This window comes from Flavobacterium quisquiliarum, from assembly GCF_019308285.1.
Taxonomy (GTDB): Bacteria; Bacteroidota; Bacteroidia; order Flavobacteriales; family Flavobacteriaceae; genus Flavobacterium; species Flavobacterium quisquiliarum.
In genome coordinates, this window is record NZ_WWEM01000009.1 from 181,263 (window position 1) to 205,794 (window position 24,532).

Annotated in this window: 20 protein-coding genes and 4 tRNA genes; 5 read left to right on the top strand and 19 right to left on the bottom strand. The window is 34.1% G+C overall.

The window, feature by feature from the left end; genetic code table 11:
- Positions 1 to 158: 158 nt before the first annotated feature.
- The 4 genes from GSY47_RS02480 to GSY47_RS02495 form a co-directional block, all read right to left on the bottom strand.
- Positions 159 to 232: transfer RNA gene (locus tag GSY47_RS02480), tRNA-His, on the bottom strand.
- A gap of 77 nt (positions 233 to 309) precedes the next feature.
- Positions 310 to 1,026 (bottom strand): bacillithiol biosynthesis deacetylase BshB1, encoded by a 717-nt coding sequence (gene bshB1, locus GSY47_RS02485; RefSeq protein WP_179002824.1) that lies wholly within the window; start codon positions 1,024 to 1,026, stop codon positions 310 to 312.
- 81 nt (positions 1,027 to 1,107) lie between these two features.
- Positions 1,108 to 2,184, bottom strand: coding sequence for a chorismate-binding protein (locus tag GSY47_RS02490; RefSeq protein ID WP_179002823.1), 1,077 nt, complete (start codon positions 2,182 to 2,184; stop codon positions 1,108 to 1,110).
- Positions 2,185 to 2,187: 3 nt separating this feature from the next.
- Complete coding sequence (locus GSY47_RS02495) at positions 2,188 to 2,619, bottom strand: PaaI family thioesterase (protein WP_179002822.1); 432 nt, start codon at positions 2,617 to 2,619, stop codon at positions 2,188 to 2,190.
- Positions 2,620 to 2,899: 280 nt separating this feature from the next.
- Here GSY47_RS02495 and GSY47_RS02500 point away from each other — a divergent pair, with 280 nt between their 5' ends.
- Both GSY47_RS02500 and purL read left to right on the top strand, forming a co-directional pair.
- Entirely contained in the window at positions 2,900 to 4,411 is a 1,512-nt protein-coding gene (locus GSY47_RS02500) for a hypothetical protein (protein WP_179002821.1), read from the top strand.
- Between the two features lie 426 nt (positions 4,412 to 4,837).
- On the top strand, positions 4,838 to 8,491 hold the full coding sequence (gene purL / locus GSY47_RS02505) for a phosphoribosylformylglycinamidine synthase (protein ID WP_179002820.1): 3,654 nt from the start codon (positions 4,838 to 4,840) through the stop codon (positions 8,489 to 8,491).
- A 209-nt stretch (positions 8,492 to 8,700) separates the two neighbouring features.
- On the opposite strand, the gene GSY47_RS02510 is transcribed toward purL, so the two are convergent.
- Complete coding sequence (locus GSY47_RS02510; protein WP_179002819.1) at positions 8,701 to 8,982, bottom strand: hypothetical protein; 282 nt, start codon at positions 8,980 to 8,982, stop codon at positions 8,701 to 8,703.
- A 244-nt stretch (positions 8,983 to 9,226) separates the two neighbouring features.
- On the opposite strand from GSY47_RS02510, the gene GSY47_RS02515 reads away from it, so the two are divergent.
- The 3 genes from GSY47_RS02515 (at position 9,227) to GSY47_RS02525 (ending at position 14,175) form a co-directional block, all read left to right on the top strand.
- Entirely contained in the window at positions 9,227 to 11,638 is a 2,412-nt protein-coding gene (locus GSY47_RS02515; protein ID WP_179002818.1) for a TonB-dependent receptor domain-containing protein, read from the top strand.
- Between the two features lie 147 nt (positions 11,639 to 11,785).
- On the top strand, positions 11,786 to 12,217 hold the full coding sequence (locus GSY47_RS02520; protein ID WP_179002817.1) for a hypothetical protein: 432 nt from the start codon (positions 11,786 to 11,788) through the stop codon (positions 12,215 to 12,217).
- Positions 12,218 to 12,396: 179 nt separating this feature from the next.
- Positions 12,397 to 14,175, top strand: coding sequence for an AMP-dependent synthetase/ligase (locus GSY47_RS02525; RefSeq protein WP_179002816.1), 1,779 nt, complete (start codon positions 12,397 to 12,399; stop codon positions 14,173 to 14,175).
- A gap of 49 nt (positions 14,176 to 14,224) precedes the next feature.
- Here the strand turns inward: GSY47_RS02525 and GSY47_RS02530 are convergent, their stop codons facing one another.
- The 14 genes from GSY47_RS02530 to GSY47_RS02595 form a co-directional block, all read right to left on the bottom strand.
- Positions 14,225 to 14,770, bottom strand: a complete 546-nt coding sequence (locus tag GSY47_RS02530) for a 3'-5' exonuclease (protein WP_179002815.1) — start codon at positions 14,768 to 14,770, stop codon at positions 14,225 to 14,227.
- Between the two features lie 294 nt (positions 14,771 to 15,064).
- Positions 15,065 to 15,568, bottom strand: coding sequence for a hypothetical protein (locus GSY47_RS02535; RefSeq protein WP_179002814.1), 504 nt, complete (start codon positions 15,566 to 15,568; stop codon positions 15,065 to 15,067).
- 325 nt (positions 15,569 to 15,893) lie between these two features.
- Entirely contained in the window at positions 15,894 to 16,991 is a 1,098-nt protein-coding gene (locus GSY47_RS02540) for a slipin family protein (protein WP_179002813.1), read from the bottom strand.
- Positions 16,992 to 17,786: 795 nt separating this feature from the next.
- Positions 17,787 to 18,569: a hypothetical protein gene (locus GSY47_RS02545; protein ID WP_179002812.1), complete on the bottom strand. Its 783-nt coding sequence runs from the start codon at positions 18,567 to 18,569 to the stop codon at positions 17,787 to 17,789.
- Positions 18,570 to 18,573: 4 nt separating this feature from the next.
- The gene (locus tag GSY47_RS02550) at positions 18,574 to 19,098 is read right to left on the bottom strand and encodes an exonuclease domain-containing protein (RefSeq protein ID WP_219071089.1); all 525 of its coding nucleotides are present in this window, start codon (positions 19,096 to 19,098) and stop codon (positions 18,574 to 18,576) included.
- A 151-nt stretch (positions 19,099 to 19,249) separates the two neighbouring features.
- Positions 19,250 to 19,825, bottom strand: coding sequence for a hypothetical protein (locus tag GSY47_RS02555; protein ID WP_179002810.1), 576 nt, complete (start codon positions 19,823 to 19,825; stop codon positions 19,250 to 19,252).
- Between the two features lie 58 nt (positions 19,826 to 19,883).
- Positions 19,884 to 19,957 (bottom strand) — tRNA-Leu (locus GSY47_RS02560).
- 29 nt (positions 19,958 to 19,986) lie between these two features.
- A tRNA-Tyr gene (locus GSY47_RS02565) sits at positions 19,987 to 20,070 on the bottom strand.
- A gap of 315 nt (positions 20,071 to 20,385) precedes the next feature.
- A tRNA-Arg gene (locus GSY47_RS02570) sits at positions 20,386 to 20,459 on the bottom strand.
- Between the two features lie 1,339 nt (positions 20,460 to 21,798).
- Complete coding sequence (locus tag GSY47_RS02575) at positions 21,799 to 22,293, bottom strand: hypothetical protein (protein WP_179002809.1); 495 nt, start codon at positions 22,291 to 22,293, stop codon at positions 21,799 to 21,801.
- Positions 22,294 to 22,491: 198 nt separating this feature from the next.
- The gene (locus GSY47_RS02580; RefSeq protein ID WP_179002808.1) at positions 22,492 to 23,121 is read right to left on the bottom strand and encodes a hypothetical protein; all 630 of its coding nucleotides are present in this window, start codon (positions 23,119 to 23,121) and stop codon (positions 22,492 to 22,494) included.
- 202 nt (positions 23,122 to 23,323) lie between these two features.
- On the bottom strand, positions 23,324 to 23,731 hold the full coding sequence (locus GSY47_RS02585; protein ID WP_179002807.1) for a hypothetical protein: 408 nt from the start codon (positions 23,729 to 23,731) through the stop codon (positions 23,324 to 23,326).
- Positions 23,731 to 24,081, bottom strand: coding sequence for an immunity 51 family protein (locus GSY47_RS02590; RefSeq protein ID WP_179002806.1), 351 nt, complete (start codon positions 24,079 to 24,081; stop codon positions 23,731 to 23,733). Before GSY47_RS02590 ends, GSY47_RS02585 begins: the two co-directional genes overlap by 1 nt.
- Positions 24,071 to 24,418, bottom strand: a complete 348-nt coding sequence (locus tag GSY47_RS02595) for a hypothetical protein (protein WP_179002805.1) — start codon at positions 24,416 to 24,418, stop codon at positions 24,071 to 24,073. Before GSY47_RS02595 ends, GSY47_RS02590 begins: the two co-directional genes overlap by 11 nt.
- Between the last annotated feature and the right edge of the window lie 114 nt (positions 24,419 to 24,532).

Consider the following 24,532-nt stretch of genomic DNA (forward strand, 5'->3'; position numbering starts at 1 on the left):
AATCAAATTTGATATCGTTACTATTAAAAAAATAAAAAACGATAGTATTTTCCTTTTTTGGATTCTATGATTGTTTGAAAATAGGGATTTTGAATATTGAAATTTGTTTTCGGGCGAAAACAAAAAAAGCCTTGAATTTCTTCAAGGCTTTAAATCTGGGTGGCTGACCGGGTTCGAACCGGCGACCCGCGGCACCACAAACCGCTACTCTAACCAGCTGAGCTACAACCACCATTTTTGCTTAGCGAGTGCAAATATAGAACAAAGGTTGAGTTCTACAAAGAAAAAAATGAAAAATTTTCATAAAAATTAAATCAAATTTTCTAAACTATTGACTGCCAAACACCTTTCAACAGTAAATCCTTCGGCAAAATCTTTCCCAACCAGCCTTCCTAAGTCCTGCGCACGATAATTTAAACTTTCAAAGAAGTTTTTACTGGTAATTGGCGTAGCAGGTTCTTTTGAATTTGGATCATAAAATTGGGTTTTATAGGCCGAAATCGCTTCTACTTTCTTTTTTTCAAACCCTGTAATATCTACCACAAAATCTGGAGTGATATTTTTCCACTGAATATAATGATACACTACTTTCGGTCTCCAAGCTTCTTGTTTCTCTCCATCAATTGAAGTTTCGATTTTCATCAAACCAGATAAAAAGCAAGCATCCGAAACTAATTTGCTTCCTTTTCCGTGATCAATATGGCGATCATCGATCGCGTTGCACAATACGATTTCTGGCTTGTACTTGCGAATCATTTTTATGACTTCTAATTGATGTTTCTCGTCATTCACAAAAAATCCATCACGCATTGCCAAATTCTCGCGTACTTCAACTCCTAAAATCTTTGCAGCATCTTTTGCTTCTTGATCTCTAGTTTCGGCTGTTCCGCGCGTTCCTAATTCGCCACGCGTTAAATCAACTATTCCTACTTTTTTCCCAAGCGATACTTCTTTTAAAATGGTTCCCGCGCACCCCAATTCTACATCGTCTGGATGTGCGCCAAAGGCTAATATGTCTAGTTTCATAATTTTTAATATCAATGTCAAAAATCAATTTCAATTACAATTCTGCAAAATCAAATTGATCTTTTATCTATTTTCTTTGTTCTATCCTCTTTTTTCTTTTCTCAAAACTCTTTTCATCGTCATCGATTTATTGACGCTTTCTTCCCATTCTTTTTCAGGAATGCTTTCTTTTGTGATACCGCATCCCATATATAAAATGGCGTTATTTTCCTGAATCTGCATGCTTCGTAAATTTACGAATAAATCAGAACTATTATTATTTCCTGCAAAACTGCTGTTTAGTTCTCCCAAGAAACCACTGTAAAAAGTACGGTTGTAATTTTCGTTTTCTATAATAAATGCTTTTGCCTTTTTCTTTGGCAAACCGCAGACCGCCGGCGTTGGATGAAGTGTATCAATTACTTCTTCCAAAGTCGAATTCTCTTTTAAAACTCCCGAAATATCAGTTTTAATATGCCAGATGGAACCTGCTTTCAAACTATATGGTTCAGAAACTACAACCGAAGCAGCAAACTCACGAAGCCTTTTTACGATAAAATCGGTTACAAACTGCTGTTCGTCTTTTTCTTTCTGTTGCCAGATAATTTCTGTTCGAGCATTATCTTTCTGTGTTCCCGCCAAAGCCATGGTTTCAAAAACATTTCCATTTGCTTTTAAAAGTTTTTCAGGTGTTGCTCCCATCCAAAATCCAACTTTTGGATGAAAAAAACAATAACAGAATGTCGCAGGATATAATTGAACCAAATGCTGGAAAGTTTCAATAAAATCAAATTCGGCCAGAAGCACTTCTTCACTTCTCGATAAAACCACTTTTTTGAATTCCTCGTTTTTAATTGCCTGAATTCCCTGAGCGACTAAATATTCGTATTGGAATTTAGCTTCAGGATCAAAACTCAAATCGTCAATTTCGATTGGTTCAAATGAAGTCGGTTCTTTTTCAGAAGTAATAATTTCAGATTCATTTTCAGGAATTAGAATCAGCTGTTTTTCATCAAAAGAAGCGAAAACAAATCCTTTTTCACTGTAATCTGAAACAGTATGCAAACTATTATTCTTCTGCAATATCCCAGTAAGATCAAAAGTATTGGGTTTAGAATAAAGAACAAAAGGTAAATTCTGCTCTTTATGATTTTTAATTTTTAAGAAAAATGGATTCATAATCTATTCCCTTTTCTTTCTTTCCAAAACCATATTCGTCAATTTGCAAAGCGAAACCAAATTCCCTTCTTCATCTGTAATTTTGATTTCCCACAAATGAAGGCTTCTTCCTTTATGAATAATTCTGGCTGTACCAAAAACATAACCTTCACGAATACTTTTCAGATGATTTGCCGAAATTTCGATGCCTCTTACTTCCTGCTCTTTCGGATTGATAAAAAAGAAGGAAGCCGCACTCCCGACACTTTCGGCTAAAGCTACCGAAGCGCCGCCATGCAATAATCCCATTGGCTGATGTACGCTTGGATTTACTGGCATTTTTGCGGTTAAAAAATCTTCTCCGGCGTCGATATATTCAATTTTCAGCGTTTCCATTAATGTGTTTTTAGAAAACTCATTACAACGCGCTAAAATTTGTTCTTTTGTATAATTCATTAAAATAATCTTTAAAATCGTAAAATTAAAGAAAGATAAGACATGAATCTAAAATCAGATTCAAAAATTTAAAATTCAACTTCAAACATGTAGGTTTTTTGTTATTTTTACAAAAACAATCAAAATCAATCTTTGGCTTTTTTTTGTCACTGATTAAAAAAAACATCCGTGATTGTACAATTTATTCGCCACGACTCGAGCGATAGCGAATAGGCGAAGCAATTCACGAATTTTTATTTAAAATAATTCGTGAATTCGTGGCTAAAAAAATATATTTTAAATGCGTCAATACTTTACAATCTTTTTTCTGGGTTTAATTCTAGCTTTTAGTTCATGTAGAACTGACTTTGACACCGTTGCCAGTACTGGAGATTTGAAATTTTCAAAAGACACCGTTTATTTGGATACCGTTTTTAAAAATATTGGTTCAAGCACGTACCAATTAAAAGTTTACAATCGAAGCAAAAACGATATTTCAATTCCGATTGTACAGCTTAAAAAAGGTTTAAATTCTAAATACAGAATGACCGTCGATGGAATGACAGGAGACAACGGAAAGATTTTTAAAGATGTTACGCTTTTAGCAAAAGACAGTCTCTACATTTTTATAGAAACCACCGCCGATATTACAGACACCAATCCAACCGATTTTTTATATACCGATGAAATTGAATTTGACAGTGGCGCGAATCTTCAGGAAGTAGCTTTAGTAACTTTAATTCAAGATGCTGTTTTTCTTTATCCGAACCAAAATGCTGACGGAACAAAAGAAAAAATCAAAATTGAAGGTAAAGATGTCGACGGATTTTATCTAAATGAAAATGACCCTGAAAATGGAAACGAACTCATTTTTACGAAACAAAAACCTTACGTAATCTATGGCTATGCTGGAGTCCAGGAAAATAAAACCGTAATTTTTGAAGCCGGTGCAAGAGTACACTTCCACGCCAATTCTGGTTTATACATCGGAAACAAGGCTTCTTTACAAATTAACGGAACCACTTCTACAACAGATAAACTCGAAAATGAAGTTATTTTTGAAGGTGATCGTTTAGAATCACTTTATTCTGACATCCCTGGACAATGGAAATCGGTTCTATTTGCAAACGGAAGCATGAATCATAATATCAATCATTTGACTTTGAAAAATGCAGTTGTTGGTTTAGATTTTAAAAACCCTTTTAACAATATCACCATCCAAAACACTCAGATTTACAATTGTGTCGAATATGGTATTTTAGCTCAAAATGCGCAGATTACTGGAGAAAACATTGTGATTAATTATGCTGGTTTAGCCAGTTTGTCTTGTGTTTATGGTGGAAACTATAAATTCACGCATTGTACTTTCAACAATAATTGGTCGACTCCTTCCCAATTTGCGGTTAGTTTGAGCAATTCGTTAACTGGCGCAGTTCCAGAATCAAATGCTTTAACACAGGCTACTTTTAACAACTGCATTATTTATGGTTCAAGCACGAACGAATTTAATTTGAGTAAAAACGCTAATTCTCCTTTTGTTTATCAATTGAATAATTGTCTTTTAAAATTCAGCAATTCCTCTACAAATCCGCTTTATCAGTTTAAAACAGATACAGAACATTACAGCAACATCATTCTGAATGAAAATCCGAAGTTTTACAAACCTTCTGAAAACAAATTCAATATTGATAAAACTTCTGCCGCTTTCGCGAAAGGAAATCAGGTGTATCTCATTCCGTTGGATATTTTAGGATTAACCAGAACTTCTCCACCGGATTTGGGTGCTTATCAGAGTCAGGATTTCCCAAAGTAGTTTTTTTTTGCCACGAAGGCGCTAAAACACAAAGTTTCTTATCAAGTTTTCTAGCAAAGACGCAAAGTCGTCAAGTTTTAGACGAAAAAATTCAAAAAAATCTTCGCGTCTTAGCGCCTTCGTGGCAATAATTTTTACACAACTTGCAATTTTATCGGATTTCGTTTAGAAAAATTTGTAATTAAATTTTAAGAATTACTTCTTCTTCATAAAGTCTTTTTTGACTGAAATTTGAAAAAGAACAATAGTTTACAGCTAAAAATTCCAGATTAAAAAATGTTAAATTTTATACAGAATCAGTAGCAAAAAAATTGCATTTTCAGGGCAAAAAAGAGCAAAAATAAATAATTAAAAAGGCACTTATTGTTGCTTTTTTTTTCGGTTTAGATTGACTAAATTTGCAGCTCAATACAACAAACTACACAAATGATCCATTTCTTTGAAAACCAAAGCAAAACTGTTTTTGCCGTACAAACGCAAAACGAAATTTCAGCTCAAGACATTTCAAAATTAAACTGGCTTTTTGCCGACGCGAATAAGATCGAGAAATCTGCATTACCAGGTTTTTTTGTTGGACCACGCGCAACTATGATTACACCTTGGAGTACTAATGCTGTAGAAATTACTCAAAACATGGGGATTTCTGGCATTATCAGAATTGAAGAATTTCATCCTGCAACGGAAGATTTTACTGATTTTGATCCAATGCTTTCTCAAAAATTCAATGAATTAGATCAAGAAATCTTCACTATCAACATTCAACCAGAACCAATTTTGGAAATTGATGATATTGCTGCTTACAACAAAGTTGAAGGTTTAGCTTTAAGCGAAGAAGAAGTTGATTACTTAAACAATCTTTCGACTAAACTTGGAAGAAAATTAACTGATTCTGAGATTTTCGCTTTCTCACAAGCAAACTCAGAACACTGCCGTCACAAAATCTTCAACGGAACATTTGTAATTGACGGTGAAGAAAAAGAAACTTCTCTTTTCAAATTAATCAAAAAAACATCTCAGGAAAATCCTAACGATATTGTGTCTGCTTATAAAGACAACGTTGCTTTTGTAAAAGGACCAAAAGTGCAGCAATTTGCACCAAAATCAGCGGACAAACCTGATTTTTACGAAATAAAAGATTTTGATTCGGTTATCTCATTAAAAGCCGAAACACACAATTTCCCAACTACAGTTGAACCTTTCAACGGAGCTGCAACAGGTTCTGGAGGAGAAATTCGTGACCGTTTAGCTGGAGGACAAGGATCTTTGCCATTAGCAGGAACTGCAGTTTACATGACTTCATATTCTCGTTTAAACGATAATAGAAAATGGGAAAATGCTGTTGAAGAAAGAAAATGGTTGTACCAAACACCAATGGATATTTTGATCAAAGCTTCAAATGGAGCTTCTGATTTCGGAAATAAATTTGGTCAGCCGCTTATTACTGGTTCTGTTTTAACTTTCGAACACGAAGAAGAAAACAGAAAAATTGGTTACGATAAAGTAATCATGCAAGCAGGTGGAATTGGATACGGAAAACTGGATCAATCAATCAAAAAGAAACCACAAGAAGGCGATAAAATTGTCATTCTTGGAGGAGAAAATTATAGAATCGGAATGGGTGGTGCTGCGGTTTCTTCTGCAGATACTGGAGCTTTCGGTTCAGGAATCGAATTAAATGCGATTCAACGTTCAAATCCTGAAATGCAAAAACGTGCTGCAAATGCAATTCGTGGTTTGGTTGAAAGCGACAATAATCCAATTGTTTCTATTCACGATCACGGAGCTGGAGGACACTTAAACTGTCTTTCTGAATTAGTTGAAGAAACTGGAGGTTTAATCGATTTAGACAAATTACCAGTTGGAGATCCAACACTTTCTGCAAAAGAAATTATTGGTAACGAATCTCAGGAAAGAATGGGATTGGTTATTGGTCAAAAAGATATCGATACCTTACAAAGAATCGCTGACAGAGAGCGTTCACCAATGTACGAAGTTGGAGATGTAACAGGTGATCACCGTTTTACATTCGAATCAAAATCAAATGGTTCAAAACCGATGGATTATGCTTTAGAAGATTTCTTCGGAAGTTCTCCAAAAACGGTTATGACAGATAAAACTATCGATAGAAAATATGCTGATGTAGCTTATGCAGCAAATGACTTTGAAAGTTATTTAAAAGACGTTTTACGTTTAGAGGCTGTTGCTTCAAAAGATTGGCTAACGAATAAAGTTGACCGTTGTGTTGGAGGAAAAGTAGCGAAACAACAAAATGCAGGACCTTTGCAATTGCCTTTGAATAATGTCGGAGTTATGGCGCTGGATTATTTAGGAAAAGAAGGAATTGCAACTTCTATTGGCCACGCTCCTATTGCAGCTTTGATTGATCCGGTTGCTGGGTCTAGAAATGCGATTGCCGAATCATTATCAAACATTGTTTGGGCTCCTATTAAAGATGGTTTAAAAGGTATTTCATTATCTGCAAACTGGATGTGGGCTTGTAAAAATGAAGGTGAAGACGCTCGTTTGTACGATGCTGTACAAGGTTGTTCAGATTTTGCAATTGAATTGGGAATCAACATTCCAACTGGAAAAGATTCACTTTCGATGAAACAAAAATATCCAAACGACGAAGTAATTGCGCCTGGAACGGTTATTATTTCGGCTGCTGGAAACTGCACAGATATTAGAAAAGTTGTTGAACCTGTTTTACAGAAAAACGGAGATTCAATCTATTATATCAATTTGTCTCAGGATGATTTCAAATTAGGAGGTTCTTCTTTTGCACAAATCAGAAATACAATAGGAAACGAAACATCTACAATTAAAGATGCTTCTTTCTTCAAAAATGCATTTAATACGATTCAGGAATTAATCGGTGAAAACCAAATTTTAGCAGGTCACGATATCGGAAGCGGTGGTTTAATCACTACTTTATTAGAATTGTGTTTTGCAGATGTAAATCTTGGAGCAAAAATTGATTTCAGCGCTTTCGCAGAAAAAGATTTATTAAAAATCCTTTTCGCAGAAAACATCGGAATCGTATTCCAAGCAAAATCAGATTCTGCTGTTGAAGCTAAATTGAAAGCTAACAATATCGAATTCTTCAAAATTGGTTCTGTAAATTCTACAGCAACTTTAGAAGTTGGAAACTGGAACTTAGATATTCCAACTTACAGAGATGTTTGGTTCGAAACTTCTTATTTATTAGATCAAAAACAATCTAAAAACGGGACAGCAAAAGCTCGTTTTGAAAACTATAAAAATCAGGTTTTAAATTATACTTTCCCTGCACATTTTACAGGAAAGAAACCAGAAATCGACAATTCTAAACCAAGACCAAAAGCGGCTATTATTCGTGAAAAAGGAAGTAATTCTGAGCGCGAAATGGCAAATGCTATGTACTTAGCTGGATTTGACGTAAAAGACGTTCACATGACCGATTTAATTTCTGGTCGTGAAACGCTTGAAGACATTCAGTTTATTGGAGCAGTTGGAGGATTCTCTAACTCAGATGTTTTAGGTTCTGCTAAAGGTTGGGCTGGAGCTTTCTTATACAATGAAAAAGCAAAAACAGCTTTAGATAATTTCTTTAAAAGAGAAGATACGCTTTCTGTTGGAATCTGTAACGGATGCCAGTTGTTCATGGAATTAGAAGTGATTAATCCAGAACATGAAGTTCACGGAAAAATGCACCATAACGAAAGCCAGAAACACGAAAGTATCTTTACTTCTGTGAAAGTTCAAGAGAACAATTCAGTTATGTTGTCAACTTTGGCTGGAAGTACTTTAGGAGTTTGGGTTTCTCACGGAGAAGGTAAATTCAAATTGCCTTATTCAGAAGACCAATACAACATTGTTTCTAAATATGCTTACGAAGGTTATCCTGCAAATCCAAACGGTTCTGATTACAACACAGCAATGATGTGTGACAAAACAGGAAGACATTTGGTTATGATGCCTCATATTGAGCGTTCGACTTTCCAATGGAACTGGGCGCATTATCCAAAAGACAGAAATGACGAGGTTTCGCCTTGGCACGAAGCTTTTGTCAATGCCAGAAAATGGATTGAGAAAAACTAAGAAATATATTTTTATGAAAAGCGCCCGAATTTATCGGGCGCTTTTTTTTTGATAGCCACGAATTCACGAATTATTTTATTTTATTTTAAATAGATAATAATTCGTCGAAATCATTTAATCTGTAACTATAAAAAAATAATTCGTGAATTCGTGGCTGAAAAAAATACCACGACAACTATCCCCAAATATGTCAAGGCATTTCTATATTTTCAATCTTTAAATGCTGTTGCAATTCCCGTTACAATATTAGCAGTGCCAAAAGCAAATAATCCAGAAGCAATTGCTGCTTGTCCAGAGAAATATTGACTTTCGCGAATCACCATGCTAAAAACCGTTCCTCCTGCAAGTCCGGCAATTAAGCCCAAACCAATAGTCGAAATAATCCACCAAGGCTCTGGTTCCGGAATTGGAGGTTTCTTCAAAAAATGCCGCCACCAGCCTGGATATTTTGTACCGCACCAGCCCATCGCTAAGAAAAAAGCAGTTTCCATAGTATTTTAGTTTATATAGGGCCTACTCTTTTGCTTTTCGGCTTCCGCATTCTATCGGGATAAAAGTAAGATTTGACCTTTTGAATTAATCTATACATTTTCCTGTTTTTGAAAGGGGAAAAACACCCTTTTTTAGAATCTTAATTTCATTTAAAGAAAACCATTAATAAGCCCTAAGTCTAATTTAATAATATCTTAAGGCACTTTATTCGGCTGTAGTTCATGCGATAAATAACTTTGTCTCATGAAAAAATGGAAACAAAATTTAGTCGCTGCAATTCTACTATTTGCTATAAGCCAATCTTCTTTTAGTCAAAAAACTAATACTATAAACGGAACCGTTTCAGATGGAAAAACACCAATCGAATTTGTGGATGTTATTTTAAAGCCCGTTGCTGATACAACCAAGACAACCGCATACGCTGTTACAGATGCTACTGGAAAATTTATTCTGGAAAATATCAATCCATCAGATTATATTCTAAAACTTCGATTGATTGGTTTTAAAACATTCACTCAAAAAGTAAAATATACTGGAACTTCTATTTCACTAGGAAATATTATTTTAAAGGAAGATACCAACCTTTTAAATACTGTTGTTGTAAACTCTCAGAAAAAGCAAATTCAAAAAACCAATGAAGGTTTTGTTTTTAATGCTGTTTCCAATATTTCTCAATCCGGCGGAACAGCAATTGATATGTTGAAGAATATTCCAACTGTTTCTGTTGATGCCGATGATGCAATTTCGCTACGAGGAAAAACACCTTTGATTTTAATTAATGGAAAAAATTCTGCCATTACCAATATGAATCAGATTCCAGCAAGCAGTATTGAAAGCATCGAAATTATTACAAGTCCAACCGCAAAATATGATGCGAATGCAGAAAGCGGTATCATCAATATTAAACTGAAGAAAAACAATCTGAATGGATTAAATGGAGCCGCCGTTCTTGGAGGTGGATTTGGTGCAAAAGGAAGAATGAACAGTTCTGTTCTTTTAAATAATAAAACAGACAAATGGAATGTTGGTCTTGCTTATGACAATCGTTTTGCTGGAAGAACCAAAAGTATAAACGGCGAAAGAACCAATTATTTTATTGATGATGAACATTTCATCAATCAAAACAGACACGATGAAAGAACTGAAGGTTTACAGAACTTGAAATTCAATGCTGATTTTTCGCCTAATGAAAAAAACACTTTTTCGTTTGAAGCTCTTGAAAACATGGAGAGTCAGGATAATGACGAAACTCTAAAAACGGATATTTCTAATAGTTCTAATCAATTTTATTCCAGTAACAAACGTCATTCCTTAGAATTAGAACGTTCTAAAGCTGCGGAATTTGCTTTTAATTACGATCGAAAGTTTTCTGACGATAGAAAAAGCCTAAACGCGAGTATTACAACTTCATATAACTTTCATAGAGAAAATACGAATATTGATACTGATAATTATGATGAAAACCAGAACCTTATTGGTGATACTTTTTGGCAGCGAACGCATAATTACGAAAAAGAAAATATCTCAAATGCTATTTTAAACTATGCTTTTCCTATTGCAGCTAAATCTATGATTGAAACAGGATATAAAGGTACTTTCCGTTTCTTTAATTCTGATTTTCAAAGTGCAGATTTAATTAACAATGAATATGTCGTAAATCCTCTAGTTAGTACCATTTTTGATTTTAATGAACAAATAAATGCTGTTTATGGACTTTGGAATTCCTATTCGGGTTCAGAAGAAAACAAAAAATGGAAATACAATCTTGGACTTCGTGCTGAGCAAGTTTCAAATAATGGGAAGACAGAAAACGGAAATGATAGTTTTTCAAATCATTATTTAAAAATTTTCCCTTCGGCTTCTGTTCAACTGAATTTAAAATCAGATGAGTTTTTGAAATTTGGTTACAGCAAAAGAATAAACCGTCCGGACTTAGATGATTTAAATCCGTTTGTAGATATTACCGATGCTTTGAATCCGCATGGAGGAAATCCGTACTTAAAACCTGAAATTATTCATATTGTAGAATTAAGCTATAATAAAGAATGGGATCATTATTCTTTTTCAGGAAATGCTTTTTATAGAAATGCCAATAATACGATTAGACAATATGGTATTCTGCAAGACAACGGAGTGATTTTGTTACAACCTCAAAATATTGGAAATACAATTACTTACGGACTTGAGAGTATTTTTACCTTTAAACCATTTTCTTTTTATGATGCCAATCTGAGCTTAACTGCTTTCCAGCAAAACATCAATGCTGGTAATCTGGATCAAGCCGAAGATTTTGTAAAAAGTGCTTTTAGCTGGTACGGAAAAATGATTAATAATTTTACTCCTTGGAAAGGCGGAAAACTTCAAATCATTGGAAATTACAATTCTTCAGTAGCAACTGCACAAGGAAAAAGAATTCCAATTTATAATGTAGATTTGGGTTTTCAACAGAAATTAGGAAAAAGCAATGCCCGTTTGGGTTTAGTGGTAACCGATATGTTTAATACTTTAGAAAGCGGTTATAGAAACAATACTTTGTTATTCAGCAACAACAGAACTTCTAAATCAGACACCCGTGCTCTGATGATTACTTTCGCTTACACTTTCAAATCTGATTTTAAAGAAAAATTATTAGAAAATCAGTTTTCGACAGAATAAAAAAGCCTTCAAAAAGCCCTAAAAATTAAAAATTTCATTCTTGTATTTTTAAGTCATAGTTCTATTAAAAAATTGGACTATATTAGCCACAGAAAAAATGTACCACTAGATTTTTTCGAGCTCCAAAAACACTTAAACCTACATAGAATGAAATTTTTAAAATTACTTATCTGCAGTTTATTTCTGACTGCTTTTCAATTACAAGCCCAAGTTCAGGTAGATCAAATTAAACACAATTCTAAAGAGCGTTATATCACCACTACAATCGGGTATCCAGTTCAAGGGACTTACGCACCTTTAAATCAAAAACAACCTATTACGGTATTAAATCCAGACGGAACAGGTTTTATTCAAGCAGAAGATTTAAGCAAACAAAAAATCAATTGGGGAATTGAGTGTACTGAGGAAGGCGTTCCTGTTTTTAAAGAAGGATTCAACAGCGCTTCTTACACCTTCTGGTACAGACCAAATGACAGCGAAGAATGGTTTTATTCTCAATTTTCTATTCATTTTACCAAGAAAAAAATGTTCTTAATGGGCGAAAGAGTAAAAGATTATGTGGATTACAATGTTCAATAAAAGATAAAAAAGAGGCTTCTTATTAAAAATTCAGTCAATTTTACCCTTATTTTCTATAAAAAAGAAAACGTTTTCGTTGAATTTCAATAGTACTCGCAAAACTTCCGATTAAATTTTATAAATTTAAAAATCCTACCCAATTTTTATTTAATTTGCAATAATAATTCAATATATTAAACATGGTTTCAATCACACGTCTTTTTGATTTTCCCTATTATCAACAAGAAACTTACAACCTTCCCGTTGCTCTTGCTACTAAAAAAAATGGAGCATGGGAAAAAACATCTAGCCAGGAATATATTGCAAAAGCAAATGCTGTTTCGAGAGCATTATTGCGCATGGGCGTTCAGAAAGATGATAAAATTGCTTTAATTTCTTCCAATAATAGAACCGAATGGAATATTATGGATATTGGTATTTTGCAGACAGGTGCTCAGAATGTTCCCATTTATCCAACCATTGCCGAGGAAGATTATCAATATATTTTAAACCATAGTGGCAGTATTTACTGTTTTGTTTCAGATGATGAAGTTTTACAAAAAGTAAATGCAATTAAAGCCAATGTTCCAACCTTAAAAGAAGTTTATTCTTTTAACGAAATCCCAGGATGTAAACACTGGAGCGAACTTTTGACTTTGGGCGCGGACGAAAGTAACCAAAATGAAGTTGAAGCTAGAAAAGACAGTATTAAAACTGAAGATTTGGCTACAATTATTTATACTTCTGGAACAACTGGAAGACCAAAAGGAGTTATGCTTTCGCACCAAAACATTGTTTCGAATGTTTTAGACAGCGCACCAAGAATTCCGTTTGATCCGGGGAAAAGTACGGCTTTAAGCTTCTTGCCTATCTGTCATATTTTTGAAAGAATGATTTTATACATCTATCAATATTATGGTGTTTCTGTTTATTTTGGCGAATCCATTGATAAAATCAGTGATAATTTAAAAGAGGTAAAACCAACTGTTATTACAGCTGTTCCAAGGCTTTTAGAAAAAGTATACGATAAAATTTATGCTAAAGGAGCCGAATTGACCGGCATCAAGAAAAAGCTTTTTTTCTGGGCTATTGATTTAGGTTTGAAATATGAACCATACGGAGCAAACGGAGCTTGGTATGAATTCCAGTTAAAAATTGCCCGCAAATTGATTTTCAGTAAATGGAAAGAAGGTTTGGGAGGAAATCTTGATTTAATGGTTTCTGGAAGCGCCGCTTTACAACCTCGTTTGACAAGAGTTTTTGCTGCTGCAGAAATCCCGGTTATGGAAGGTTACGGTTTAACGGAAACTTCTCCAGTAATTGCTGTTAACGACCAAAGAAACAAAGGTTTTAAAATTGGAACCGTTGGAAAACCAATTCGTAATCTGGAAGTTAAAATTGCTCAAGACGGTGAAATTTTGATAAAAGGTCCTAATGTAATGTTAGGCTACTTTAAAGATCCTGAGAAAACAGATGAAGCTTTACAAGATGGTTATTTCCACACTGGAGATATTGGAGAAGTTGACAGTGAAGGTTTCTTAAAAATTACCGATCGTAAAAAAGAAATGTTCAAAACTTCAGGAGGTAAATATATTGCGCCGCAAATGATTGAAAATGCTATGAAACAATCTCGTTTTATTGAGCAGATTATGGTTATTGGTGAAGGCGAAAAAATGCCTGGAGCTTTTATTCAGCCAAATTTTGAATTCGTAAAAGAATGGGCAAAAATCCACAAAATTACTTTAGGAAGTACTGATGCTGAAATTAGTACAAATCCAGATGTTATTAAACGAATCGATGAAGAAGTGGAAAGCATCAACAAAAAATTCGGACACTGGGAACAAGTAAAACGTTTTGAGCTTACGCCTGATGTTTGGTCTATTGATGGTGGACAGCTTACGCCTACGTTGAAATTAAAACGTAAAATCATTAAAGAAATTTACAAAGATCTTTATGCTAAAATCTACGGAAACAATTAATCAAAATAATATAACCAAGTGGAAACGGCTGTCATTAGACAGCCGTTTTTTAATTATGCAGACACCAATGCAAAATCTTAGCAATATTTTTAGCATCGTCAATACCGCGATGATGCGTTCCTTCTAATGGAATATTCAATAATTGCAAAGCGCCATTCATACTAGTCGACCTTTTCAGGCCAAACTTTTCGGCAAAATGTTCTTTTACATTGATATGTTTTTCTCCCATTGGATAGGAAATTCCAAACGATTTACATTGCTTCGTTAGCATATTCAAATCGTACTGACCGTAACTTGCCCAAGTGTATAAATCGGGATTGTATTCATCGATTAATAAATCAACGGCTTCTTCAAAAGAAACTCCGTTTTTGTCCAGTAAATCCTGAGTAATAGTTGTCAGTTCTGTACAAAACGGACTCACACTGGAACGCTGTGGCTTGATTAAAATGCCTTTATTCTGGCTGATTGTTCCTGTTTCTGTATCCAAAACCGCTAATCCAATTTCTATAATTTCATTTTCCTGGCCTTTCGGGACCGCGCCCTGCCAGCATGTGGCTTCTAAATCAATAATGATGATTTTATCTGTAGTTTTCATTTGTTTAATTTTTAATAATTGTGTTTTTTTTTTAACCGCAAAGAGCGCTAAGATTTGTTTCACGCAGATTTTGCAGATTTTAGCAGATTTTTTAATAATCCTCTTAATCTTTATAATCTGTGCCTAAAACTTTGCGCTTTTGCGTCTTTGCGAGATTTTTTTTAACCGCAAAGGGCGCAAGGGTTTACGCAAAGGAACGCTAAGATTTGTTTCACGCAGATTTTTCAGATTTTTTTAATCCTTTTAATCTGTGGCTAAAAAACTTTGCGCCTTAGCGCCTTTGTGGCAGAAAGATTAGAAAAACATGCTTTTAATATCTCGAAAGAAACTTCTTTTCTTAGATTTTTTTTCAGGTTTCTCTTTTTTCAGAGCATTTTTCTTTTCCAAAACAGCTTTAACTTTCTCAAGCTTTTTTGCTGGTTTTGCTTCTTCTTTTTTAGAAGTTTCATAAAACTTTTTGAAAGGTCTTGGCTCAAAATCAACCATAATCGCTGCCATGTTTATAGCATCAATGTTTGACAAATCTGTTTCTCCTTTAAAGAAAGTTTCAATAGGTCTGAATTTATCTTTCTTCTCCTTGAATTTATTCTTTTTGGTGTGGTCAAAATCCAGAGACAGGAAGTTACTGAAGACATTCAGGTCATCCTTCGTTGGATTATTTTCGAAAATAAGCCAGCACAAATCACGAAGTTTACCACGAGAAGGCTTGTACAAATAATCAAAATATTGACCGCCTTTTTCTGTCTCGTATTTATTTCTAATTGCTTTTTTATATTTTTCTAGTGTATTGTTTTGCATGGTATTTTTTCTTTTGCAATTCTTAGGAATCTCAGGAAAAACAAGGTTGTTCTTGAGATTCCAGTAGTATGCAAAGCTTTAAAAACACCTTTACCTTACTGGATAAATACCTCTAAATGAGATAATCTCTAGATTTCACCTCCTCTTTCCATTGCTTAATGTGTTCTGCATTTACCTCTTTGCTCGAGGCAAACGCAGATTCACTAAGCTCAACTATACCGTCCTGGCCAAACTGATGGCACGACGTAAAAACTATTTCTTGATTCATCCTTAAATTTTTTATTATTAAACTTAAACCATCAGCATTTACTGCTAACAGTTCTATTTACTTTACGAAGATTTCTTTCAATTGACCAATTACGTTTCCACCGCCAGAAATGGTGATTTCACCAATCTTGTCTGCGATTTTCTCCACGTATTCCATCTCTTTTAACTTCCACAACATTTCGTTTTCTTCCATCAGCTTAGCTGTGTTTAGTAAACTTCTTGTTGAAGCCGTTTCTTCTCTTCTCATGATGCTGTTCGCCTGTGCTTTTTTCTCCGCAACCAAAACCTGATTCATAATCTCTTTCATATCGCCTGGAAGAATTACATCTCTTATTCCGGCGTCTGAAATTTTCAGACCTAAGTTTTCGATTTTTGAAGCCACTTCTGCCAGAATTTCTTCCGCAATAGCATCTTTTTTGTTTAACAATTCATCCAAGGTCAAACCTCCGATAAAAGCTCTTAAAGCCAATTGCATTGCTACATACAATTGCTTTTCAAAATCCTTGTTTTCTATCAAAGCTTTCATGATATCAACCACTTGGTATCTCACAAAGAAATTGATTCTCAATCCTGCTTTATCTTTAGTCAACAATTCCTGACCTGATATTTCAACTTGCTGTTGTCTCATATCGATTGTTTTTACTTCGATTGTAATCGCGTTGTTCCAGAAGTAATGCGTTCCAGATTTCAACTCTTTTACAAAAGTTCCGTTCACAAATAACAATGCTTTATCATTGCTTGCTACCACAAACTTTCTTACGAAATATCTCATTTTTACATTTTCCAATAAGTTTACCTTAATGTCTTCTGTGATTTCGATTTTTGACAAATCAGCTTTTGTGAATTCATTTTTCACAATTCCTTTCCAGAAAGCATATCTTCCTGGAGTTAAAACTTCTTTAAAGTTTCCGTTCACGAACTGTAATACAATTTCGTTATCGGCAACCTCAACAATTTCAAGCATTGAAGCCAAAACTTCATTCTCCAATAAAATATTCAATTCAAATGGAGCCTGAAAAACGGCATTCATATCGTAGATCAACACATTTTTGTTTCCAAAAATCCAGTGCAAACCTTCTTCTAATACTTTAATTAATTTTCTGTTCTCGAAGACCAAGCCCACTTGGTATGCTCCGATATTAATTTTCTTTATCATGGTTATTTTGTTTCAGGTTTCAGGTTTAAAGTTTCATGTTCCGAAATCTATAAAACCCTCATCCTCTATTATCTTTATTCTATTCTCTATTCTCTATTCTCTTTACTCTAATTTTATAAAAACCTCCTTGCCTTTATCCTCCGAAAAAAGCGGGTGAAAAGTTGTCATTTGTTTACCTGAGTTGTTTCCGATTATCTTTTGTCTTCATGATCCCCAAATCATTTTAACAATCAAACCGAAAAGAAAACAAATGTTTCAAAAAACAGTACTTTTCGCACTGGCTTTATCATGAGTGTGAAATTTCAGTCCCGAAGCCTCGGGATGGAATTCTTAGTTTCACTGACAAAGACAAATCAGTTTTTCTAACTGGTCATCTTTTTAAGAGTGATGGTCTCTACTGTTTACAGATTTTCAGTCTGTTGACTTACCAATTTGTCTAACCGAGTTATACTCGGTGCAGGACTCGAACCTACATAAACACTCTAATGTTCTATCCTGATTGAACTACCGCATTACTGCGAGTGGGATTCGAACCCACACCCCTTAGATCCCTTGTGTGTGATAGTTTTTTGGAAAACCATCAAAACCTCCAAATCAAGTTGCATAGAAAAACATAATCCGCTCCTTCGAAAAGTTCCCTACAATGGTGCTATACAGAAACACTCAACCGGACTTGTTTGATATTTTTAAACAAAGCCTAAACTTTGTTGTATTTCAGTTTTTAAAAGAACTTCTTTTATTTCTTATTCAAATATTCAAATTACACTGCGCAGTTATTTTGCGCAGTGCAAAATTTTAGTTGATCCATTCAATAACAGTTGACAAATAAACTTGCCTCACCTCTTCAAATCGGGTTATGTTAGGAATATGATTTACTTCTAATAAATATTTAGTACCATCTTTGGCTACGATGTAATCGTTTCCAATCATATCCATTTGCAAAGTGTTCCTGATGTAAATCGTATCTTCTAACAAGTCCTGATCTACAGTCATAAAAGTCGCATTGTCCGGATGAATTGATTTTAACCAGTCGTCACCTTCCAGTTTAATCTGCCAATAGGTATCGCCAATCATCATGATTCGAACAGCTTCTCCTTCATAAAAAGGTTCGATGGTAGCAGTAAATTCACTTTCCCATTCGCCTGTAAAACGATGTTTGTTTTCGCCACAATGCCAGTTTCCCCATTTCGCAACAGTATCATCCGTTGTATTGACAGAAGCGCCGGCACTTACAAATCCGCGTGGAGCACTAAATCTGGAAAGAGATAAAGCTTTTACCAGACACGGAATCTTAAATCGGCAATCCAGCATCGCAGCCGCTTTTGGATAACAATCGCCACCCCAGATCGCAAGACCTGCAATAAAGTCAAAGTCATTATCATAAATTCCGTAATAGACCACTTTATCAACCGGCAACATGCCAATTCCGTTAGATTTTTCTATATATAGAATTTCATCTTTCACTACAATTTTTGGTATCGACTGATGCCAGATAATGTGTCCCGAATATTGGGCTTTTATGATGTCATATTCTTCCTGTTCTATGCCAACTAAGGCTATTCTGTTATAGGTCTGCATTTTTTTATTTCTTTAAAACTTTATACAGCAGTTTGGCTGCATTGTAAGCATCATCCGCTCCATTATGATTCTCTCCTTCAAAAGATTCTCCTATTAACTCTAGCTCTTTCAATAATCCTTTAGGTTTCTCCTGAAGGTAAACTAAATTAAAAAGTGTCTTTATATTCAAATAGTCATTTCTAAATGGGTTTTCAATTGCTTTTGATTTACATTCTTGTTCTAATATTTCTTTATCAAAATCTCCATAACCGGCAAACGTTCTATACTTTGCCGAATATTTGGAATTAATTTTCTTCAATGCTTTCTCAAGAGAAGTTCCTTCTATCTGTAGTTTTTCATTTGTAATTCCAGTTAATTGGTTACAAAAAGAAGAAACTTGAGAAACTTCTGGTTTGATATAAAAACTTTGTTTATCTTCAATTTTTCCCGACGATAATACTAACTTACATACGCCTATCTCGATAATTTCTCTCTGATTTAAGAGTGTTTCCTCCTTAGATTCCCAGCAAGTTGCTTCAATATCAATCACTATAATTTTATCATATAACACCATGATTTCTAATTTCTTAATTATTATTTTTAAATAAATACACAATTTTCAGATACTTTTTTTTTTGAAATTGCTGTTCACATCTCATAAAAATACCCGAACTGACGGACTGCTAATCTCTAATAACTTTTTACAATTCATTAAGCACCATTCTCAATCGCTTAATACCAAAATCTGATTTTCTTAATTTGCACATTCTATCGTCTGAAATATGATGGAAAACAATTCCCTCAATATCATTTTCTGATAAGAACATTTTCAATTCGTCAAAATCAAAACTTAGAGAATCAAATACTTCTGAACCGTGTTTAACTAAAGTATGTTTTTCTAAGTTTTCAGGGTTTCCCTGTACTTTTGGCCCGCATAATTCGTAGGTTCCATCTGCTTTCAATTCTAAATGATCAAAACCTTCAAAGAAATGTTTATCCTCAGACTTTATACGATCACATTTTACCCAATGTGGATGATGACCTGTAATTACATCTGCTTCCTGACACGGAATTGCATTCGCTGGAATTGTACGTCCTTTTTTAGCATCAAATCGTTTGAATAATTCTCCGTCAATGATTGCTACCGCTGTACCGTCAAATTTTCTAGTTGCAATTGCTTCACCGTTCATTACCCAGGTATTTTCTGTGTTCAACTTGTTTATTACTCTTGCTAAATCGTTTGGATCTTTAGCGAATAATGTGCTTATCTTTTTCATTACTTTATATTTTAATTCAACCTGAATTGAGTTTAAACAAAAACAATTCTTTTATCTGTACAGGAAGAGAGACTCGAACTCTCAAAAAACTGATTCTAAGTCAGTCGCGTCTGCCAATTGCGCGATTCCTGCATTTAATCAAACTTCAAAAGTCTAATTTGTGGAAATAGTAGGATTCGAACCTACTCAGCCATAAGACAACGGTTTTACAGACCGACCTAACTCTCCAACTTTAGCGTATTTCCATTTGTCTGGGAAGCAATCCCGATAGCTATCGGGAGAACTTGCAACCTCCCGCGTCCAAGGCGGGTAAACAACCACCGTTATCTTCCCAGTTTTTCTAAGATTCTGAGTTGCTAAGATTCTAAGAGACTAAGTTTTTTTCCAAATCTTTGAATCTAGGCCTTATCAGCATCTAAAATTCTGAGAGTCTCAGTATCTTAGAACCTCAGCATCTTAAAAAAAAGCGGTTCATACGGGAATCGAACCCGTTTCTCCCGAGAGACAATCGGGAAGGTTAGCCAGTAACCCCAATGAACCTGTTCCTTCTAGAGAACGAGTGATTTTGGAAGGATTCGAACCTTCGACCATCTGCTTAGAAGGCAGACGCTCTATCCAACTGAGCTACAAAATCATTTATTTTCCTTTTTGCCACGAAGGCGCTAAGGCACTAAGTTTTTTTACGTTTATTAAATCTTTGCGACTTTGTGCCTTTGTGGCAAAACTATAGGCATAAAAAAAGCACCTGATCAAAGGTGCTTTACAAAATTCAACGTGATATAACTATCCTATTGCCTATATTGATGCACCTGCATTGTGAAACGTCCAAGATCGAATCTAGCGCTTCCTGGTAATCCGTATGATATTTTATTTTGTAAAGCCATTTTATACACTGTATTATATTTTAAAAATTCTTGTTATTATTTGAAACGCTGTGTTTCAATTTTGTTCGGCAAAGATAATGTCTAAAAAATCATATTTCCAAATATTTTTTAAGATTATTTTTCTGATTATCAGATAGTTAAACTTAAAATTAAAACAGAGAAAATCCTGTCCGCAAACTGGTGCAGATTCATCTTTTTATCAAATGACTGTTACTCATTAGATTACTTCTCAAGATTATATTTCGCTATTTTGATTAGTCATTAAACATTTGGTCAATTATTTTTTTAGTTTTTTTAGTTAATATTTCTTTTTAATCATTTTTCAATCTCCTTTTTGTACTATTCGACGAAATCAAATTGTCTAAAACAAAAAAAGCGTCCTACAATGTGGACGCTTTTTCTATTTTATGATGAGTTTGACTCTAAATTTTACATTTTAATTTCATAAAAATACATATAGCATCCTGATACTTTAGCCGGAAGTGATCCTGCTAAGTGGTCAAAATATTTTGCTATTGAAAGTCTCATATGTATTTTTCTGTTTTTTAATTACGGGACAAATGTAGTCTTTTTTATCCTAATTTAACATATAATTACAAAAAAACATAAAAATATCACAATTTTACAATCTAAGAAATCGTCATTTTTACTGCTAATATGTACTTACAAATTTCTCCCCTCCCGCACGAATCCTTTCGTGTGGTACGTTCTACTTAAACCCTTTCAATTATAAAATCTATAATTTCTACTCATTTTAATATTTTTAATATTTAAAAACTAGACCTTGACATACTTTGCGTCACACGAAAGGATTCGTGCGGGAGCGGGGTTATTGATTGTAGAGTGTTTGATTTTGTGCTAACGTTCTGTGCTATCCATTAACAAGTAAATTTACTGCATATTCGAGCAATCGAGTGCAATAACCCGATAGTGCGGATTTGCAATCCATGCCTGTTCCAATTGGTAAATCTTTTTTAATTCCCTGCTGGAGCGAGCATGTTGCTCGTGCTTAACTTTGCGGTCACGAGCAAGATGCTCGCGCTAGCTAGGTTGTTTTGTAAAGAATGCTTTGTAGAGTGGATTTGTTAATTACAGCTTATCCAGTTTGGATTTTATTTCTTTAAAACTTTTGTTGTTAAATATTCTGTTCCATGAAGTTCGCATCTCCGTTATTTTGTCTAACAATTCCTTTTTATCTTGGTCTGAAATTTTTTTTAGGAGATTTAATTTTACATCGGCTGGCAATGTTTCACTTCCAACTATGCTTTCAATTTCACTTTCAGAAAATGCTTTGTACTCTTCTAAGTACTCAATATAGTTTGCCAAAAGAACAATGTTTTGCCTCTGAAAACCAATTGTAGTTGCCATTTCATGCGTGGCAATATGTATTAAGCCATCTAATTTGTTGAGCATTGCTGTATTGGCAACTGTGTTTGGGAAACCAATGCTATAAATACCGAAGCCATTTTTGAAGGCAATACAGCTCTCATCGTTCAAATTTTCCAACTCTTGTTCAACGGTACGAAGCGTTTCATCCAAAGCTTTTATGTCGCCCATCCACTTCCAATTGTTTTTGCTGTCCATGTTATGCTTTTTTAAAATTTGTTAGCACGTAATTGTTTCTCATTTTATAAATAAAAAATTATTATTTATCATGCTGTTCTGAATAATTTACCCGCTCCCCGAAGCCTTCTCGAACAAGCAACTGTTATTTTTTTAGCATGCACAGCAATCTCTTAATTTTTGAAGGTTTGTTTTTTAAAAAATGCTTTGTTGAGCAGATTAAGTGTTTTTATTTTTTTCAAGTTCTCTTATCATGTCCAGATAAAAATTCTTCATGTTAATATCTTCTTCTTTCTCTATTTTTTCTTTCAAATATATAATTGTGTTTAGTGTTCCTTCGTACACTACATATTGCCCTATCGAATCCCAAGTGCAATGGTCATAATCTATAAATGGCAAAATATCAATCATAAGTTTTAATCCCAATTCTTTATTTAGGGCAAAAACACATTGTGCCATGTTCATTTTTAGATTGTTGTTTGTTGCTGTGTTATAATATTTTTCAAAATACTCATCAAATTTATTTGGACATAAATAAGTTAAGTATTGAAATGCCCATTCAGAAATATAAAAATTTATATCCCAATTTTTAAAACTTTCGTACTCTGTATTTAGGTTTTCTTCGATTTCCTGAATGCAAAATTTTTTCAGTCCATCCATTTTTGGAGAATTTAACAATAAAACCCAAATTAAATTATAAGTGATAAGCTCTCCTTTCTGTTTAAAGTTTGAGGCGATGAAATTCAATTCGTCAACAGTAAGTATTTCCTTTTTATCAATAAGTTCTTTTAGTTTCTCATCTCTTCCTTCTCGGGTTTTAAGTTTAAATATGGTTAGGATTCTATTCATTGTTTTTTTATTTTGTTTTTACAGCTCCCCCAAATCTTCCCCAACAAGCAACTATTATTTTTAGCATGCACAGCAATAGCTTAATTTTTTGAAGTCGAAATCCAGATGTAAAATACTGTCATTCAAGGCAGAAGTTGTTGCTTTTTTTTCATTTTCACTTTGTGTTTTTAAAAAAATTCTTGTCATAAGACTCCAGTGCCTGCTAATGAACTTTTGTAAAAACAAGGCTCAATAAATGTTTTTCATCCGGTTTTTGATAGGTGCCGTCTGCTTTCTCAATTGTTGGACATGTTTTGAATAACAGCTTACCGTTTTTTACTGTCATTTCAACATAGTCATTTTCATGAGTTTTTGCCGGAATTACCAATTTGTTCCGCTGAACGTATGCTTTTAAAATATGCGGAGGCGCTTCTCTGGTACCAATATCTATAAATGTGGCATAATCCTTATTTTTCTCAAATTTTATTTCGACTGTGTTGGTGTAATATTGCTTTACAATTATCCATTTGCCTTCAAATTGTGTTTTGATATTTTGAGGAATTGGATTGCTTTGACCAAACGAAAATCCGATTGAACAAACAAATGCGAATATGGCGAAAAGTGATTTCATTAATCTAAAATGGCTCGTGAAAACAAATCGAATAGTAAGCTGTCGTTTTCGCAGGCTTCTTTAAAAGAGAGAATGAACTTTTTTAGCGCATCTGCATCTGAAGAATAGGCACAAAACATATCTGCTTCGGGGTCAAATTCAATGGCTTCTATTAATTCGGGCTTTTGTTCTTCTAAAAATACTGTTGCCAGCGAACCCCAATCATAGCCGTTTCCTTCAAATCCCTCTTCTTCTCTTGTTTGGAAAACTTCGGTTTTGTATTCTCCAACATTTAAACATACCGAAACACTTTTTTCGTGTTCAACCCAAAAAAAGGGTTTAATTGATTCCTTAAAATTGTTAATGTCCATATTGTTCTAATTCTTTAAAAAGTTCGTCTGCATTTGTTTTTATTCCGTCTCTGTATTTTGCAGGTATTTTACTGTTTACTCTTTCGTACCAATCATCGAAAGTTTTTTTTATCTCACTGCAATTTAATTTGGCTATTCTTCTTTTTGCCATTTCAGGATAACGTTTGCCAAAATGAACAAAGGCATCAACATGAATAAGTAAGGCTTGGCATATTTCATTAGAAGACCTTAACCATTCTTCTGCTTCTTGAATTTGTTCTATTGCTAAATTAAAATATCGTGCCGGCTCTAAATCAGCCATTTGATTACCTTCCGGTACTGTACTAAATATTTTCATTTTTTAATTGTTTGCAGTTAATGAAAATCTATTTTTACTATCAACATTCCCATTAATTGATTCCTTAAAATTGTTAATGTCCATATTGTTCTAATTCTTTAAAAAGTTCGTCTG